This window comes from Variovorax sp. Root411 (assembly GCF_001425205.1).
Taxonomy (GTDB): domain Bacteria; phylum Pseudomonadota; class Gammaproteobacteria; order Burkholderiales; family Burkholderiaceae_C; genus Variovorax.
Genome location: NZ_LMDW01000012.1, coordinates 561,055 through 579,103, shown reverse-complemented (window position 1 = coordinate 579,103; position 18,049 = coordinate 561,055). Strand labels below are relative to the sequence as shown.

Sequence of the window (18,049 nt, the reverse complement as noted above, 5' to 3'; positions counted from 1 at the left end):
CCTTTCCCGGAATCCTCCATGACAGCAGAACCCTTGGTGCGCTTCCAGCGCGTCCAGAAGACCTACGACGGCGAACACCTGGTGGTGCGCCAGCTCGACCTGGACATCCACCGCGGCGAGTTCCTGAGCCTGCTCGGGCCTTCGGGGTCGGGCAAGACCACCACGCTGATGATGCTGGCGGGCTTCGAGTCGCCGACCTCGGGCGAGATCCTGCTCGACGGCAAGCCGATCACTCGCACGCCGCCGCACAAGCGGAACTTCGGCATGGTCTTCCAGAACTACGCGCTGTTTCCGCACCTGAGCGTGGGCCAGAACGTGGCCTACCCGCTCACCGTGCGCAAGGTTTCGAAAGACGAGCAGCATCGCCGCGTGCAGCGCGCGCTCGACATGGTGCAGCTGCGCGGCATGACCGACCGCCTGCCCGGCCAGCTTTCGGGCGGCCAGCAGCAGCGCGTGGCGCTGGCGCGCGCGCTGGTGTTCGAGCCGCAGCTGGTGCTGATGGACGAGCCGCTCGGCGCGCTCGACAAACAGCTGCGCGAGCACATGCAGCTGGAGCTCAAGGACCTGCACCGCCAGCTCGGCGTGACCTTCGTCTACGTGACGCACGACCAGGGCGAGGCGCTCACCATGAGCGACCGCGTGGCGGTGTTCAACGAAGGCGTGATCCAGCAGCTGGACACGGTCGACAGGCTCTACGAGACGCCATCCAACCGCTTCGTGGCCGGCTTCGTCGGCGACAGCACCGTGCTCAAGGGCCAGCTGGACCGCGGCGGCGAGCATGCCGAGATGAAGCTGCCCGACGGCCGCGTGCTGCGCGGGCTCAACGTCGGCGGCGCGGCCGCGGGTGCGGCCGTGGAAGCCTGCATCCGCCCCGAGCGCGTGGTGCTGCACCGCCGGCCGGAGGCGCAGGGCGCCAACATGCTCGCCGCCGAAGTGGCGCGCGTCATCTACTACGGCGACCACCTGCGGCTGCTGTGCAGCGTCGGCGGCGGCCAGACCGAGGCCACCGTGAAGCTGCCGCTGGACGGCCTCGATGGCGCCGCTGCGCCGCGGGCCGGTGAAGCGGTGGTGCTCGAATTTCCGACCGCGCATGCGCGCATCTACGCCCCCTGATCCCGGTCCGTTGTTGTTGTTCCCTCGTTTCCTTTCATCACCCAGGAAGATTTCCATCATGAAAAAGACATTCCTCGCCTGCATCGTCGCCGCCAGCTTCGCGCTGCCGGCCATCGCCCAACAGCAGCTCACCGTGGTCAACTTCGGCGGCGCCAACGCCAATGCCCAGAAGAAGGCCTACTACGAGCCCTACGAGAAGACCGGCACCAAGATCATTCCGGTCGAATACAACGGCGAACAGGCCAAGATCAAGGCCATGGTCGAGACCAAGAAGGTCACCTGGGACGTGGTCGAGGTCGAATCGCCCGACGCGGCGCGCGGCTGCGACGAGGGCCTGTTCGAGAAGCTCGACTATTCCAAGATCGGCAGCAAGGCCGACTTCCTGCCGGCCGCCGTTACCGACTGCGGCGTGGGCCTGTTCGTGTGGTCGACCGTGATGGCCTACAACGGCGAGAAGCTCAAGACCGCGCCCACCAGCTGGGCCGACTTCTGGGACGTGAAGAAGATTCCCGGCAAGCGCGGCATGCGCAAGGGCGCGCGCTACAACCTCGAGTTCGCGCTCATGGCCGACGGCGTGAAGCCGGCTGACGTCTACAAGGTGCTCGGCACCAAGGAAGGCGCCGACCGCGCGTTCAAGAAGCTCACCGAGCTCAAGCCGAACATCCAGTGGTGGGAAGCCGGTGCGCAGCCGCCGCAGTTCCTGGTGGCCGGCGACGTGGTGCTGACCACCGTGTACAACGGCCGCATCGACGCCGCCAACCGCGAAGGCCGCGACCTCAAGATCTACTGGCCGGGCGGCATCTACGACCTCGACTACCTCGTGATTCCGAAGGGCGCGCCGAACAAGGAAGCCTCGCTGAAGTACATCCAGTTCGCGATGCAGCCGGCCAACCAGGCGGTCTATGCCCAGAGCATCGCCTACGGCCCCACCAACACCAAGGCGCTGGCCTCGCTCAGCCCCAAGGTGCTGGCCGACCTGCCGACCTCGGCGACCAACGCCAAGGATGCGCTGCAGTTCAGCGTCGGCTTCTGGGCCGACCAGGGCGAGGCGCTCGAGAAGCGCTTCGCCTCCTGGGCCACGCAGTAAACGAGCGGGCGCGAAAAAAGCCATGCACGCGGCAACGTCTGTCCCCCTGGTTTCCACGCAGGCCCCGCCCGGCGAGCTCCGGCGTGCGCTGGCGCGCGCCGAGGCCCGCCGCAAGTGGCGCGCCTTTGCGCTCACGGTGCCGCTGCTGGTGTTTCTGCTGCTGACCTTGCTGGTGCCCATCGTGGCGCTGCTGCAGCGCGCGGTCGAGAACCCCGAGGTGGCCAACGCGCTGCCGCGCACCGTGCGTGCGCTCGACGGCTGGAACCGAAAAGAGGCGCCCGCGCCTGCGGCCTATGCGGCCATCGCGGCCGATCTCGGCCAGTTGCCCGACAGCTCCGATGCGGGCGCCCTGGCGCGCCGCCTCAACACCGAGATCGCAGGCGCCCGCTCGCTGGTGATGGGCACCTTCCGTGCGCTGCCAATCGCCGGCACGCCCGAAGAAATCAAGGCGCGCATGCTGGAGCTCGACCCGCGCTGGGGCGAAGCGCCGTACTGGCAGGCGATCGCCAAGAACGGCTCTCGCTGGACGCCCGACTACCTGCTCGCCTCGGTCGACCTGCGGCGCGACGCGGCCGGCGAAGTGGAGCGCATGCCCGCCGACCAGCGCGCCTTTGCCGGCATCCTGCTGCGCACCTTCCAGATCAGCGCCGTGGTCACCTTCTTCTGCCTGCTGCTGGCCTATCCGCTGGCCTGGTGGCTGTCGACGCTGCCGGCGCGCAAGGCCAACGTGCTGATGATCCTGGTGCTGGTGCCGTTCTGGACCTCCATCCTGGTGCGCGTGGCCGCGTGGATCGTGCTGCTGCAATCCGAAGGGCTGGTCAACCGCGGCCTCATGGGCATCGGCCTGACCGACCATCCGCTGGCGCTACTGTTCAACCGCACCGGCGTGATCATCGCGATGGTGCACATCCTGCTGCCCTTCATGATCCTGCCGCTCTACAGCGTGATGAAGAGCGTGCCGCCCACTTACCTGCGCGCAGCCGTCTCGCTGGGCAGTTCGCCGCTGGCGGCCTTCTTCCGCGTGTACGTGCCGCAGACCTATCCGGGCATCGGCGCGGGCGCGCTGCTGGTCTTCATCCTGGCGATCGGCTACTACGTGACGCCGGCGCTGCTCGGTGGCGCGGACGACCAGATGCTGAGCTACTACATCGCGCGCTACACCAATGTGGAAATCAACTGGGGCATGGCCTGTGCGCTGGGCGCCGTGCTGCTGGTCGCCACCCTGCTGCTGTACGCCGTCTACCGCCGCATCGGCAAGGCCGAGCTGAGCCTCGGCTGAGCGGCACGAAAGACAGACAAGCATGTTCAAGCTTCCCCAATTCCCGGCCTACGCCACCTTCGCCGACAAGCTCGGCTGGTGGCTGGTGCGCGCCGGCTGCGTCGCGGTGCTGGCCTTCCTGCTGGCGCCGATCCTGGTGGTGATTCCGCTGTCGTTCTCCGACAGCTCGTTCCTGGCCTACCCGATTCCGGGCTGGTCGCTGAGGTGGTATCGCAACCTCTTCGAGTCGGCCGAGTGGGCGCGCGCGGCGCGCAACAGCTTCATCGTCGCGCCGGCCGCCACGGTGTTGGCCACCGTGCTGGGCACGCTGGCGGCGGTAGGCCTGTCGCGCACGAGCTTCGCCTTCAAGGGCCTGCTCATGAGCGTGCTGATCTCGCCGATGGTGGTGCCGATCGTGGTGGTGGGCGTCGCCACGTACCTCTACTTCGCTCCCATCGGGCTGGCCGACACCTACTTCGGGCTGATCGTGGTGCATGCGGCGCTGGGCGCGCCTTTCGTGCTGACCACCGTGCTCGCCACGCTGGCCGGCTTCAACCAGAACCTGGTGCGCGCATCGCTGGGCCTGGGCGAGACGCCATTCAGGACCTTCATGCGCGTCACGCTGCCGGTGATTGCGCCGGGCGTGATCTCGGGCGCGCTGTTCGCCTTCGCCACTTCGTTCGACGAGGTGGTGGTCACGCTGTTCCTCGCGGGACCGGACCAGGTCACGCTGCCGCGCCAGATGTTCACGGGCATCCGCGAGAACATCTCGCCCACCATCGCCGCCGTGGCGACGCTGCTGATCATCTTCACCACCACGCTGCTGCTCGCGCTCGAATGGCTGCGCGGCCGGCGGCGCTGAACCCGCACGCCATGCCGATCACCACGACACCGAACCAGCCGCTCGGCGGCAACACGATGCCGCGCTTCGCCGGCCCCGGCACGATGACGCGGCTGCCGGCCGCAACCTCGCCGGAGGGGCTGGACGCGGCGTTCATCGGCGTGCCGCTGGACATCGGCACTTCCAACCGCCCGGGTGCACGCTTCGGGCCGCGCCAGATCCGCGCCGAATCGGCACTGCTGCGGCCCTACAACATGGCCACCGGTGCGGCGCCTTTCGACCGGCTGAACGTGGCCGACCTGGGCGACGTGCCCATCAACACCTACTCGCTCGAAAAGTCGATCGACATCATCTCGGCGTTCTACGACTCGGTGCTGGCCGCCGGCTGCGCGCCGCTGACGCTGGGCGGCGACCACACCATCGCGCTGCCGATCCTGCGCGCGGTGGCGCGCAAACATGGCCCGGTTGCGCTGGTGCACGTCGATGCGCATGCGGACGTGAACGACGACATGTTCGGCGAGCGCATCGCACACGGCACACCGTTCCGCCGCGCCGTCGAAGAGGGCCTGCTGGCCTGCGACAAGGTCTGGCAGATCGGTCTGCGCGGCACCGGCTATGCGGCGGACGATTTCGACTGGCCGCGCGAACAGGGTTTCACGGTGGTGCAGGCGCACGAAGTCTGGTATCAGTCGCTCGCGCCGCTGATGGCGCAGGTGCGCGAGCGCATCGGGCCGACGCAGCCGGCCTACATCAGTTTCGACATCGACGGCATCGATCCTTCGTTCGCTGGCGGCACCGGCACGCCGGAGATCGGTGGGCTCACCGTGCCGCAGGCATTGGAGATCGTGCGCGGCTGCCGCGGGCTGAACGTGGTGGGCGCCGATCTGGTGGAGGTCAGCCCGCCCTATGACATCAGTGGGAACACTGCGCTGCTCGGGGCCAACCTTCTTTACGAGATGCTGTGCGTCGGGGTGCGTGCACAGGCCACCGGGTACTCCCCTCCGCGAATGTCCCCCGCTTCGCTCCTCCTTTATTTCGCTGCGGGGAGCACCCGGTGCCCTGTGCACTGGACGCGCTGCTGGTGTACAGCCGATCAACGACCGCTCTGAACACGATCACGCCGATGGGGTGCCTTGCGCAGCGAAATAAAGGGGGAGGCCGCAGGCCGGAGGACATTCGCGGAGCAAGGTACCCCGTCGGCGTGATCGCACCCCCCAACTTCACTCCAACCCAAATAGAACGTAGACAACCATGAACATGAAAACCTCCCCCCTCGCACTGCTGAACGACCCGACCCTGCTCAAGACCGACGCCCTGATCGCGGGCGAATGGACAACGGGCGCGGCCCGCTTCGACGTGAACGACCCCGCCACCGGCCTGAAGCTGGTCGACGTGGCCAACCTCACGCGCGCGGATGCCGAGCTCGCCATTGCCGCTGCTGACAAGGCGCTCGCCGCCTGGCGCGGCAAGACCGGCAAGGAGCGCAGCATCGTGCTGCGCAAATGGTTCGACCTGCTGATCGCCAACACCGAGGACATCGGCCGCCTCATGACCGCCGAGCAGGGCAAGCCCTTCGCCGAAGCCAAGGGCGAGGTCGCCTACGGCGCGAGCTTCGTCGAGTGGTTTGCCGAAGAGGCCAAGCGTGTGAACGGCGAGGTGCTGCCGCAGTTCGACAACAACCGCCGCCTGCTGGTGATGAAGCAGGCCATCGGCGTGTGTGCGGCGATCACGCCGTGGAATTTTCCGCTCGCGATGATCACCCGCAAGGTGGCACCGGCGCTGGCCGCGGGCTGCACGGTGGTCATCAAGCCGGCCGAACTTACGCCGCTCACCGCGCTGGCTGCGGCCGAGCTGGCGATACGCGCGGGCATTCCGCCGGGTGTGCTCAACGTGCTCACGGCCGACAGCCAGAACAGCATCGCGATCGGCAAGGCGCTGTGCGAGAGCGACGTCGTGCGCCACCTGAGCTTCACCGGTTCCACCGAAGTGGGCCGCATCCTGATGAGCCAGTGCGCGCCGACGGTCAAGAAGCTGTCGCTCGAACTGGGCGGCAACGCGCCCTTCCTGGTGTTCGACGATGCGGACGTGGATTCGGCCGTCGAGGGCGCCATGGCCAGCAAGTACCGCAATGCCGGCCAGACCTGCGTGTGCGCGAACCGGCTGTATGTGCAGGACGGCATCTACGACGCCTTCGTTCAGAAGTTCGCGGCCAAGGTCAAGGCGCTCAAGGTCGGCAACGGCTTCGAGGACGGCGTGGCGCAGGGTCCGCTGATCGAGGATGCGGCCCTCGACAAGGTGCAGCGCCACGTCGACGACGCCGTCGCCAAGGGCGGCAAGGTGCTGGCGGGCGGCCACCGGATGCAGGGCCAGTTCTTCGAGCCGACCGTGGTGGCCGAAGCCACCTCCGACATGCTGTGCGCGCGCGAAGAAACCTTCGGTCCCTTCGCACCCGTGTTCCGCTTCAAGACCGAGCAGGACGGCATCGACGCGGCGAACAACACCGAGTTCGGCCTCGCGAGCTACTTCTACACCCGCGACGTGGGCCGGATCTTCCGCGTGGCGGAAGCGCTGGAATACGGCATGGTCGGCATCAACGCCGGCGTGATCGCCACCGAGCATGTGCCGTTCGGCGGTGTGAAGCAGTCGGGCCTTGGGCGCGAAGGCTCGCACCACGGCATGGACGACTACGTGGAGATCAAGTACCTCTGCCTGGGCGACATCCAGAAGTAGGAAGAGAAGGAGGGCGGGGCGAGCCCCGCCTTGCCCTATCGCGCCAGCACCGGCGCCAGGGCCACCCCGGTGTGCGTGCCCAGCCGCACCACCTCTTCGGGCGGCGCCGCCGCGACGATGCGCCCGCCCGCGTTGCCGCCCTCGGGCCCGAGGTCGAGGATCCAGTCGGCCTCGGCGATCAGGTCGAGGTCGTGCTCGATCACCACCACGCTGTGGCCGCCGTTCACCAGCCGGTGCAGCACGTGGATCAGCTTCTCGACGTCGGCCATGTGCAGGCCCACGGTCGGCTCGTCGAGCACGTACAGCGTGTGCGGCGCCTTCTGGCCGCGGCGCGTGATGTCGTCGCGCACCTTGCTGAGTTCGGTCACCAGCTTGATGCGCTGCGCCTCGCCGCCCGACAGCGTGGGCGAGGGCTGGCCCAGCGTGAGGTAGCCGAGCCCCACATCCTTCAGCAGCTGCAGCGGATGCGCGATGTTGGGCATGCTCGCGAAGAACGCGACGGCCTCGTCGACTTCCATCTTCAGCACGTCGCCGATGCTCTTGCCGCGCCAGCTCACGGCCAGCGTCTCGGGGTTGAAACGCGCGCCGTGGCACACCTCGCAGGGCACCTTCACGTCGGGCAGGAAGCTCATCTCGATGGTGCGCACGCCCGCGCCTTCGCAGCCGGGGCACCGGCCTTCGCCGGTGTTGAAGCTGAAGCGCGCCGGGCCGTAGCCGCGCGCCTTGGCTTCGAGCGTGTCGGCGAACAGCTTGCGGATGGTGTCCCAGAAGCCGATGTAGGTGGCCGGGCAGCTGCGCGGCGTCTTGCCGATGGGCGTCTGGTCGACCTCGAGCACGCGGTCGATGGTCTCGTAGCCTTCGATGCTCTTGCAGCCGGCCCATGCCGGGCGCTTGCCCGCCGCATCGGCGTCGCGGCCCGCCTTGGTCATGCGCTGCACCACGATGCCCTGCACGTTGGCGAGCAGCACGTCGCGCGCAAGCGTCGACTTGCCCGAGCCGCTGACGCCGGTGACCACCACGAGGCGGTGCAGCGGCAGCGTGGCGGTCACGTCCTGCAGGTTGTGCAGGTCGGCGCCATGCACGGTGAGCCACGGACTTGCTCCCTCCCCTCCCGGGGGAGGGTTGGGGTGGGGGCTCGCGGCGCTTGCACGGCCAGTGGCCTTGTTAGAGACCGTCGCGCCCCCTCCCCGGCCCTCCCCCGGAAGGGGAGGGAGAGGAACCAGGCGCCGCTCGTGCAGCGGATGCTTGATGGCATCGCGCAGGTAGCGCCCCGTCTGCGAATCGCCCGCTGCCTGAATGTCGGCCACCGTCCCCTCCGCCACCAGCCGCCCACCGCGCTTGCCCGCGCTCGGGCCGATGTCGATGATGTGGTCGGCGCGGCGGATGGTGTCCTCGTCGTGCTCCACCACCACCAGCGTGTTGCCCTTGTCGCCGAGCTTGTGCAGCGCATCGAGCAGGATCTGGTTGTCGCGCGCGTGCAGGCCGATGGTCGGCTCGTCGAGCACGTAGCACACGCCCTGCAGGTTGCTGCCGAGCTGCGCCGCGAGGCGGATGCGCTGCGCCTCACCGCCGCTCAGCGTGGGCGCGCCGCGGTCGAGCGTGAGATAGCCAAGGCCCACCTCTTCGAGGAATTCGAGCCGGCTCCTGATCTCCGGCACGAGGTCGCGTGCGATCTCGGCTTCGCGGCCCGTGAGCGCCAGTCCTTCGAACCACTGCCGCACCTCGGTCACGCTCATGCGCGCGAGCTCGGTGATGCCGATGCCGCTCAGGCCATCCGCCGGCGAGGCGCCGAAGCTCACGGCGCGCGCCGTGGCGTTCAGGCGCGTGCCCTCGCAGGTGGGGCAGGCGGTGTCGGCCAGGTCTTCCACCTCGGGCTCGGCGAAAGTCTGCTCGCGGCCCTTGCTGTCGTCGTCGCGGATGGAATCGTCGAAGACCTTGCGCTGGTCCTTGCTGAGCTTCACGCCGGTTCCCACGCAGTCGGGGCACCAGCCATGCTTGCTGTTGTAGCTGAACAGGCGCGGGTCGAGTTCTGCGTAGCTGGTGCTGCACACGGGGCAGGCGCGCAACGTGGAGAACACGTTCACGCGGCCGATGCCGAGTGCGGACACGCCGGCCATCATCGCGGCCTTGAGCCCGTCGAGATCGCTCAGCACATGCACCACGCCCTTGCCGTGCTCGAGCGCCTTGGCCAACGCCTCGCGCAGCTCGGTCTCCTTCAAAGGCGACACGTCGAGGCTGGCCACCGGCAGTTCGATGCTGTGCTCCTTGAAGCGGTCGATGCGCGGGAATCCTGTCGTCGGCAGAAAGTCGCCGTCCACGCGCAGGTGCGTGAAGCCGCGCGGCCGCGCCCAGTCGGCCAGCTCGGTGTACACGCCCTTGCGGTTGCTCACCAGCGGCGCGAGCAGGCCGATGTGCTGGCCCTTGAAGTTGCGCATCAGCTGCGCGGCAATGCTGTCGGGCGTCTGCGGCTGCACGGCCGCGCCGTCGTGGGTGCAGTGCTGGATGCCGAGCTTCACGTACAGCAGGCGCAGGAAGTGCCAGACCTCGGTGGTCGTGCCTACCGTGCTCTTGCGGCCGCCGCGCGACAGGCGCTGCTCGATGGCCACGGTCGGCGGAATGCCGTACACCGCATCCACCTCGGGCCGGCCCGCGGGCTGCACGATGCTGCGCGCATAGGCATTGAGCGATTCGAGATACCGGCGCTGCCCTTCGTTGAACAATATGTCGAACGCAAGCGTCGACTTGCCCGAGCCGCTGACGCCCGTCACCACGCTGAACTTGCCGCGCGGAATATCGACGCTGAGGTTCTTCAGGTTGTGCTCGCGCGCATTGACGATCTGCACCGCATCGGCGCCCGGCGCCTTCTTCGCGTTGGCGATGTAACGGCGCGCTGCGCGCTCGGCCACCTTGTAGGCATCGGGGCCGATGGCCAGCTCGTAGTCGGCCAGCGCGGCGCCGGTGAACGAGGCGCGGTTCTCTCGCAACTGCTCGGGCGTGCCCTCCGCCACCACCATGCCGCCGCCCTCGCCGCCTTCGGGGCCGAGGTCGATGAGCCAGTCGCTGGCGCGGATCACGTCGAGGTTGTGCTCGATCACGATCAGCGAATGGCCGGCGTCGAGCAGCTTGCGCAGCGCGCGCATCAGCCGCGCGATGTCGTCGAAGTGCAGGCCGGTGGTCGGCTCATCGAACAAAAAGAGCGTGCCCTTTCGCGCCACCGACTGCTTGCTCGACGTGGCGTTCTTCGCTGCTTCGGCCAGGAAGCCCGCGAGCTTCAGGCGCTGCGCCTCGCCGCCGCTCAGCGTGGGCACGGGCTGGCCGAGCTTCACGTAGTCGAGGCCCACGTCGGAGATCGGCTGCAGCACGCGCAGCACGTCGCGGTCGGCCTCGAACACGGCCGCCGCTTCGGCCACGGTGAGGTCGAGCACGTCGGCCACGTTGTAGCTCTTGCCCTTGCGCTCCACGCGCACTTCGAGGATCTCGGGGCGGTAGCGCTTGCCGTCGCAGTCGGGGCAGCGCAGGTAGACGTCGGACAGGAACTGCATCTCGACGTGCTCGAAGCCCGAGCCGCCGCAGGTCGGGCAGCGCCCGTCGCCGGAGTTGAAGCTGAACTTGCTCGCGGTATAGCCGCGCTGGCGCGACAGCGTGGCCGTCGCGAAGATCTCGCGGATCGCGTCCCAGGCGCCCACGTAGCTCGCGGGGTTGGAACGCGCGGTCTTGCCGATCGGTGACTGGTCGACGAACACCACGTCGCCGAGGTGATCGGCGCCGAGCATGCGGTCGTGCGCTCCGGGCGTTTCCGTGGCCTTGCCGAAGTGGCGCATCAGTGCAGGCGCCAGCACGTCCTGGATCAGCGTCGACTTGCCCGAGCCGCTGACGCCGGTGATGCACACCAGCCGCGCGAGCGGGAACTCGACCGTGACGTTCTTCAGGTTGTGCTCGCGCACGCCTTCCAGGATGAGCCGGTGCGTGTTCTCGCTCACGAGCCGCTTGAAGCCCATGCCGATCTTCTTGCGCCCGCCCAGGTACTGGCCGGTGAGCGTGTCGGCATCGCGCAGCTGGTCGGTGGTGCCGTCGAACACGATCTGCCCGCCGCGCGCACCGGGGCCGGGGCCCATGTCGATCACGCGGTCGGCCGCGAGCATCACGGCCGGGTCGTGCTCGACCACGACCAGCGTGTTGCCCGCATCGCGCAGGCGCAGCATGGCCTCGGTGATGCGGTTCATGTCGCGCGGATGCAGGCCGATGCTGGGCTCGTCGAGCACGAACAGCGTGTTGACCAGCGAGGTGCCGAGCGCGGTCGTGAGGTTGATGCGCTGCACCTCGCCGCCGGAGAGTGTGCGGCTCTGGCGGTCGAGCGTGAGGTAGCCGATGCCGACGTCGTGCAGGTAGCGCAGGCGGGTGGTGATTTCTTCGAAGAGGAGTTTGAGGGCCTGGGTTTCGCCCTCACCCCTGCCCTCTCCCGCAAGCGGGAGAGGGAGCAAATCGCCCTCCTCGACCGGCCGTTCGGTCTTGCCCCCTCTCCCGCTTGCGGGAGAGGGTTGGGGTGAGGGCTGCTGCCTGTCAAAGAACCGCCGCAGCCGTTCGATAGGCAACAGCATCAGGTCATGCAGGCAAAGCCCAGGCAAGGCTTCGAGCTGCGCCCGCGTCCACTTCGCCCCCGTCGGCATGAAGCGCTTCCCCGGCGGCAGCACCGCATCCGCATCTTCCTTGCTGCCGATGCGCCAGATCAGGCTGTCGAGCTTCAGGCGCGCACCGCTGCAGGTCGGGCATTGCGTATAGCTGCGGTACTTCGACAAGAGCACGCGGATGTGCATCTTGTAGGCCTTGCTCTCCAGGTAGCCGAAGAAGCGCCGCACGCCGTACCACTGCTTGTTCCAGTTGCCTTCCTTGTAGTTGGGCGTGCCTTCGATCACCCAGTGCTTCTGCTCGTCGGTGAGCTTGTTCCAGGGCGTGTCGCGCGGGATGCCGGCCGCCTCGGCGTGGCGCATGAGGTCGTCCTGCGCTTCCTTCCACGCGGGCGTCTGGATGGTCTTGATCGCACCGGCGCGCAGCGTGAGCTTGTCGTTCGGGATGACGAGCCCCAGGTCGACGCCGATCACGCGGCCGAAGCCGCGGCAGGTGTCGCAGGCGCCGACGGCCGAGTTGAACGAGAACATCGACGGGATCGGGTCGGCGTAACGGATGTCGCTCTCGGGGCAATGCAGGCCGGTGGAGAACTTCCACACGTCCGTCGGCGCGTTTTCCTCGGCGCCGGTCGCATGCACGGTGACGCGCCCGCTGCCGCGCTTGAGCGCCACCTCGATCGCCTCGACCACGCGCGCCCGCTCTGCACTCGATGCGCGGAAACGGTCGGCCACCACGTCGAGCACCTTGCGCGGACCGGTGGGCGTGGCCACCTCGCGCTCGGCCTGCACGCGCGTGAAGCCGCTGGCCGACAGCCACTGCGTGACTTCCTCGGCCGTGGTGCTCGCGGGCAGCTCCACCGGGAAGGTGACGACCAACCGCGGATCGCCCGCTGCGGCCGCCCGCTCGGCGATCTGCGCGTAGATGCTGTCGGGCGAATCGTGGCGCACCGGCAGCGCGGTCTCGCGGTCGAACAGGTCGGCCGCGCGCGCGAAGAGCAGCTTCAGGTGGTCGTTCAGCTCGGTCATGGTGCCGACCGTGGAGCGCGAGGAGCGCACCGGGTTGGTCTGGTCGATGGCGATGGCGGGCGGCACGCCCTCCACCTTGTCGACGGCCGGCTTGTCCATGCGGTCCAGGAACTGGCGCGCATAGGCGGAGAAAGTCTCCACGTAGCGCCGCTGGCCTTCGGCATAGAGGGTGTCGAAAACGAGGCTCGACTTGCCCGAGCCGCTGGGCCCGGTGACCACGGTCATCTCGCCTGTGCGGATGTCGAGGTCGAGGTTCTGGAGATTGTGCTGGCGCGCGCCGCGAATCCGGATGGAGCCCTGTGTCATGAGTGCCTTGGGGGGTGGGGCAAACATTCTAGGGAGTGGCCCATGACGGGTTCGTGCAGTACTTCACAAGGTCGGTGGCTTCGCAGGGGTTTGTCCGGATGGAGTCGAAGACACTTTTAGAAACAAATAGCACATTTGTTTTCGATTGCTCCCAAGCATCGAGAGGAGAGGTTTCCATGAAGAAGATGACGCGCACGCTGTGTGCCGCCGCGCTGCTGGCACTGTCGGCGGCCGGCGCTCAGGCGCAGATCCTGATCGGCCAGACGGCCGGAATGACCGGCTCGGTGGCCGCGGGCGTGAACGAGACCATCGGCGGCGCCCAACTGCTGATCGACGCGGTCAACGCCCAGGGCGGCATCCACGGCGAGAAGATCGAGTTGCTGCGCATGGACGACGGCTTCGACGTGAAGCGCGCCAGCGAGAACGCCCGCGTGCTGATCGAGGACAAGAAAGTGCTGGCGCTGTTCATGAGCCGCGGCACGCCGCACTCGCAGGCCATCATCCCCTGGCTCGACAAGTACGACGTGGCGCTCATCGGCCCCTCGACGGGCGCGATGGCGCTGCACAAGCCGCTGCAGAAGCACGTGTTCAACGTGCGCGCCACCTACCAGCGCGAGGCCGAGAAGGCAGTGCAGCACCTGCTGACCATCGGCCTCACGCGCATCGCGGTGGTGCACGTGACCGACTCGTTCGGCACGGACGCGCTCGAAGGCGCGATGACCGGCTTCACCAAGGGCAAGGCCAAGCCGATCGTGACCATTCCGGCCGACCGCGAGAAGCCCGACTACAAGACCATCGTGCCGGCCATCAAGAACGCCGATGCGCAGGCCGTGGTGTGGATCGGCTCGGGCGTCGCCGTGGTGGACGGCATCAAGGCGCTGCGCGCCGCGGGCTCGGCGGCGCAGGTGGTCACGCTGTCGAACAACGCTTCGTCGGGCTTCATCAAGCAGCTGGGCGACGCGAGCCGCGGCGTGATCGTGACGCAGGTGTTCCCGAACGAGCGCTCGCTCGGCCAGCCGATGGTGAAGGAAGCCCTGGCCCTCGCGCAGGCCAAGGGCCAGGCCGAACTGTCGCCGGCCACGCTCGAAGGCTTCGCCTCGGCCAAGGTGCTGGTGGAGGCGCTGCGCCGTGCAGGCCCCAAGCCCACGCGCGCAAAGATTGTGGCCGCGCTCGACAGCCTGCGGGGCTACGACCTGGGCGGCGGGCTCGAGGTGAGCTACTCGCCGCAGGACCACAGCGGCATCGACTTTGCGGACCTGTCGATCATCAGCGACGGCAAATTCAAGCGCTGACCGCTGCGCGGCGCCTTCCTACTTCGGCGCGGCGGCGGGCGCCGTTTCGTGCGCCGCGTCGGCGCCGTGCTTCTCGCCCGACATGTCGACCTTGTCGCCGGCCTTGGAGATGACGAACAGAGCGATGGCGGCAAAGACGATGAAGCCGACGGCGATTTTCCACATGGGTGTTGTCTCCTGACGAGGTTGATTCAAGGGGCTCAAGAAAAAGGCCTCATGCGGTTGGCATGAAGCCTCTTTGTTGAACGGAGGGCGGGTGGCGCCCTCCTCTGCGCGGGCGGCGCTCAGTCGTTGGCGTAGATGTCCACGTTCTTGGTTTCGCGGATGAACAGCGTGCCCACCACCAGCGTGACGCCGGCGATGATGATCGGATACCAGAGGCCGTTGTACATGTTGCCGGTGGAGGCCACGATGGCGAAGGCGGTGGTCGGCAGCAGGCCGCCGAACCAGCCGTTGCCGATGTGGTACGGCAGGCTCATCGAGGTGTAGCGGATGCGCGTGGGGAACATCTCGACCAGCATCGCGGCGATCGGGCCGTAGACCATGGTCACCAGCAGCACCAGCCAGAACAGCAGCAGCACCGTCAGCACCTTGTTCATCTTCGCGGGGTCGGCCTTGGCCGGGTAGCCCGCGACCTTCAGGTCTTCGGCCACGCCCTTCTTGAAGGCGGCGATTTCCTTGGCGGAGCCCTCGTCGAACTTGAGGTTCACGACGTTGCCGATGGGCGCCTCGACCGTCTTGTCGCCGATCTTCACGACGGCCTTGGAGCCCGGCGCGCCGGCCACGTTCTCATAGCTCACCGAGTTCTGCACGAGGTAGCGCTTGGCGATGTCGCACGAGCTCTTGAAGTCGATCTCGCGGGCCACCGGGTTGCCCTGGAACGAGCAGGTCGCCGGATCGGCCGTCACCGTGACGCCGGCCGTGGCCTGCGCGCGGGCGAGGTCGGGGTTGGCGGCTTCGGTCAGCATCTTGAAGACCGGGAAGTAGGTGACCACGGCCAGCAGGCAGCCGGCCATGATGATCGGCTTGCGGCCGATCTTGTCGGACAGCGTGCCGAAGATCACGAAGAACGGCGTGCCCAGCAGCAGCGCGGCGGCGATCATCAGGTTGGCCGTGGTCGCATCGACCTTGAGCTGTGCCGTCAGGAAGAACAGCGCATAGAACTGGCCCGAATACCAGACCACCGCCTGGCCTGCCGTGAGGCCGACCAGCGCCAGGATCACGATCTTCAGGTTCTTCCACTCGCCGAAGGACTCCGACAGCGGCGCCTTCGAAGTCTTGCCCTCGGCCTTCATCTTCTGGAAGGCCGGCGATTCGGACAGCGACAGCCGGATCCACACCGACACGCCGAGCAGCAGGATCGACACCAGGAACGGAATGCGCCAGCCCCAGTCGTTGAACACCGCTTCGCCCATGCCTTCGCGAACGCCCAGGATCACCAGCAGGCTCAGGAACAGGCCGAGCGTGGCGGTGGTCTGGATCCACGAGGTGTAGGCGCCGCGCTTGCCGTGCGGCGAGTGCTCGGCCACGTAGGTGGCGGCACCGCCGTACTCGCCGCCGAGCGCGAGGCCCTGCAGCATGCGCAGCGCAATCAGGATCACCGGCGCCGCGACGCCGATGGTCGCGTAGCTGGGCAGCAGGCCGACGATGAAGGTCGACAGGCCCATGATCAGGATGGTCACCAGGAAGGTGTACTTGCGCCCGATCATGTCGCCCAGGCGGCCGAACACGATGGCGCCGAACGGACGCACCAGGAAGCCCGCGGCGAATGCCAGCAGCGCGAAGATGAAGGCGGCACCCGCATCGAGGCCGCTGAAGAACTGCTTCGCGATGATCGCGGCGAGCGAACCGTAGAGATAGAAGTCGTACCACTCGAACACGGTGCCGAGCGAGGAGGCGAAGATGACTTTCTTCTCCTCCGAGGACATGGGCCGGGGGGCCGGATGCGGCACTCCCCGTGAATCTAGTGTGGCTGCCATTGCGTCGTCTCCTGTGTGTATGCGTTCATGCGGCGCCCGACTGTTTCGGGACCGTGAAGCATTCTTGGAGGCGCGACTGACCCGAGCCTTGCGCGAAACTGAACCGGCGCTTACGGTCTAAGGTGAAACCCGCGGGGCGCGTTTCAGGTTGTAAGAAATCCGGCGTTCGCTCAGTTTTTGCTGCTGCGCAGCAGGGACGGGCGCTGGTCCGCCGAGGTCCATTGCGGGCCGTCGAACCATGCGTCGCCCGACAGATAGGCGCGCAGCATCTGCAGGCCGTCGAAGCCCCAGAACAGGCGGCCGTCGACCACGTACGCCGGCGTGCCGAACACGCCGAGCTGCAGGGCCTCGTCGGTGTTGCGCGTGAGCAGGGCCTTGCTCTCGTCGCTGTTCGCGTCGCGCTTCGGCGACAGCTGCGCGGTGAGCGCGGCGAGGCGCGCGGCGTCGCCCGCCTCTTCGCCGCCGCGCCACACGTGGCGCAGGATGGTTTCGGCCACGAGGCGGCTGATGCTACCGTCGTCGCTCGTCGACACTGCCAGCCGCAGGTGCGGCAGCGGGTTGTAAGGGTGCGATGCCGGCATCTCGATCTCGATGCCGTTCGCGTGGCCCAGCCAGAGCACGTGGCGGTAGGTCCAACTGCGCTTCGACGGAATCTCCGCCGGTCCGAGCTGGCCGTGTTGCTTGAGCAGCGCACCCAGCAGCACCGGCTTGTAGGCCACGCTGCAGCTCAAGCCTTCGAGCGCCTCGGGCAAGTGCTCGAACGCGAGGTGCGCGTAGGGCGAGATGAAGTCGAGATAGAAGTCGATGTGCTTCATGCGACGCTTTCCTCTGCATGTCCGGGAGCGCGCCAGATGCCGGCCCGCGCACGCAACTCTATCGCGCGCCAGACGTGGCGCCGCGTTTCGTCTTCCATCCGGCTCCAGCCCGCGATCTCGGGGATGGTGCGCAAACACCCTTCGCAGAAACCACTCAGGCGGTCCATGCGGCACACGGAGGAGCACGGCGAGGGCACGTCGTCGGCCATGGCCTGCACGGCCACGGCGCGCTCGGCCAAGGTCTCGGCCTCGTCGAAGTTCACACCACGTCCGCCACCGGCGCGCCGGTGAGCTTCTCGAGATCGTGCGGGCGCAGCTGGAACACCGCATGCGGATGGCCCGCGGCCGCCCAGATCTCCTCGAAGCGGAACAGCTCGCGGTCGATCAGCACCACGGGCTTCGTCACATGCCCGACCGGCGACACGCCGCCGATGGTGAAGCCGGTGCGCGCCTTCACGAAGTCGGCATCGGCACGGCCGGTCTTGCCGACCAGTGCGTCGACCTTCTTCTCGTCGACGCGCTTGTCGCCCGAGGTGATGACCAGCACCGCCGCCTCGTCGCTCTTGCGGCGAAAGATGATGCTCTTGGCGATCTGGCCGACCGAGATGCCGAGCGCGTCGGCCGCCTGCTGCGCGGTGCGGCAGGCGTCGTCGAGCATGCGTGGCGAATGGGGATGACCGGCATCCTGGAGCACGCGCGAGACGCGCTGGACACCGTCGGGAAGGGAATGGAGTTCGGAGCCGCACATGGCAAGTTCAGCAGGTTCTGGGTTCATCGAGGCCCCAGAGCATACGGAAAAGCCTGCGCCGCCGCCCGGGCGCACCAATGCGGAGAGCCTCGCGGCGCCACGGCGCACGACGCCCGTGCGTCCGGCCGGCGCCGGGCCGGTTTCGGTGCGCAACCGGCCGGCCAGGGTGGCTGCAGCGCTTTTTTTACTCGGCACGGATATTGCTTATCCCTGGGTTCACAGTGCCTCC

Annotated in this window: 13 protein-coding genes; 7 read left to right on the top strand and 6 right to left on the bottom strand. The window is 67.8% G+C overall.

Features of this window, described 5'->3' with window-relative positions:
- Positions 1-18 precede the first annotated feature (18 nt).
- The 6 genes from ASC92_RS13555 to ASC92_RS13530 all read left to right on the top strand — a co-directional run bounded on the left by ASC92_RS13555 (position 19) and on the right by ASC92_RS13530 (position 7,029).
- Positions 19-1,113: an ABC transporter ATP-binding protein gene (locus ASC92_RS13555; protein ID WP_056516026.1), complete on the top strand. Its 1,095-nt coding sequence runs from the start codon at positions 19-21 to the stop codon at positions 1,111-1,113.
- A gap of 58 nt (positions 1,114-1,171) precedes the next feature.
- Positions 1,172-2,200: an ABC transporter substrate-binding protein gene (locus ASC92_RS13550; RefSeq protein ID WP_056516023.1), complete on the top strand. Its 1,029-nt coding sequence runs from the start codon at positions 1,172-1,174 to the stop codon at positions 2,198-2,200.
- A gap of 22 nt (positions 2,201-2,222) precedes the next feature.
- Positions 2,223-3,479 carry an ABC transporter permease gene (locus ASC92_RS13545; protein WP_056516022.1) on the top strand — a complete coding sequence of 419 codons (1,257 nt, stop codon included), beginning with the start codon at positions 2,223-2,225 and terminating at the stop codon, positions 3,477-3,479.
- A gap of 22 nt (positions 3,480-3,501) precedes the next feature.
- Positions 3,502-4,320: an ABC transporter permease gene (locus tag ASC92_RS13540; protein ID WP_056516020.1), complete on the top strand. Its 819-nt coding sequence runs from the start codon at positions 3,502-3,504 to the stop codon at positions 4,318-4,320.
- On the top strand, positions 4,296-5,408 hold the full coding sequence (gene speB, locus ASC92_RS13535; RefSeq protein WP_235505811.1) for an agmatinase: 1,113 nt from the start codon (positions 4,296-4,298) through the stop codon (positions 5,406-5,408). Before ASC92_RS13540 ends, speB begins: the two co-directional genes overlap by 25 nt.
- Positions 5,409-5,550: 142 nt before the next feature.
- Positions 5,551-7,029: an NAD-dependent succinate-semialdehyde dehydrogenase gene (locus ASC92_RS13530; RefSeq protein ID WP_056516016.1), complete on the top strand. Its 1,479-nt coding sequence runs from the start codon at positions 5,551-5,553 to the stop codon at positions 7,027-7,029.
- 35 nt (positions 7,030-7,064) lie between these two features.
- On the opposite strand, the gene uvrA is transcribed toward ASC92_RS13530, so the two are convergent.
- Entirely contained in the window at positions 7,065-12,986 is a 5,922-nt protein-coding gene (uvrA, locus tag ASC92_RS13525) for an excinuclease ABC subunit UvrA (protein WP_056516014.1), read from the bottom strand.
- A gap of 176 nt (positions 12,987-13,162) precedes the next feature.
- Here uvrA and ASC92_RS13520 point away from each other — a divergent pair, with 176 nt between their 5' ends.
- Positions 13,163-14,278, top strand: a complete 1,116-nt coding sequence (locus ASC92_RS13520; RefSeq protein ID WP_056516010.1) for an ABC transporter substrate-binding protein — start codon at positions 13,163-13,165, stop codon at positions 14,276-14,278.
- 18 nt (positions 14,279-14,296) lie between these two features.
- Here the strand turns inward: ASC92_RS13520 and ASC92_RS29065 are convergent, their stop codons facing one another.
- From ASC92_RS29065 to ASC92_RS13500, 5 genes are all read right to left on the bottom strand, one after another.
- Complete coding sequence (locus ASC92_RS29065; protein WP_200935980.1) at positions 14,297-14,443, bottom strand: hypothetical protein; 147 nt, start codon at positions 14,441-14,443, stop codon at positions 14,297-14,299.
- A 119-nt stretch (positions 14,444-14,562) separates the two neighbouring features.
- Positions 14,563-16,257, bottom strand: coding sequence for an MFS transporter (locus ASC92_RS13515; RefSeq protein ID WP_056516008.1), 1,695 nt, complete (start codon positions 16,255-16,257; stop codon positions 14,563-14,565).
- 170 nt (positions 16,258-16,427) lie between these two features.
- Positions 16,428-17,072, bottom strand: a complete 645-nt coding sequence (locus ASC92_RS13510; protein WP_056516005.1) for a 2-hydroxychromene-2-carboxylate isomerase — start codon at positions 17,070-17,072, stop codon at positions 16,428-16,430.
- Entirely contained in the window at positions 17,069-17,335 is a 267-nt protein-coding gene (locus ASC92_RS13505; protein WP_056516002.1) for a DUF1289 domain-containing protein, read from the bottom strand. Before ASC92_RS13505 ends, ASC92_RS13510 begins: the two co-directional genes overlap by 4 nt.
- The gene (locus ASC92_RS13500) at positions 17,332-17,820 is read right to left on the bottom strand and encodes a YbaK/EbsC family protein (protein WP_056515999.1); all 489 of its coding nucleotides are present in this window, start codon (positions 17,818-17,820) and stop codon (positions 17,332-17,334) included. The genes ASC92_RS13505 and ASC92_RS13500 overlap by 4 nt, the downstream gene beginning before the upstream one ends.
- Positions 17,821-18,049: the final 229 nt, after the last annotated feature.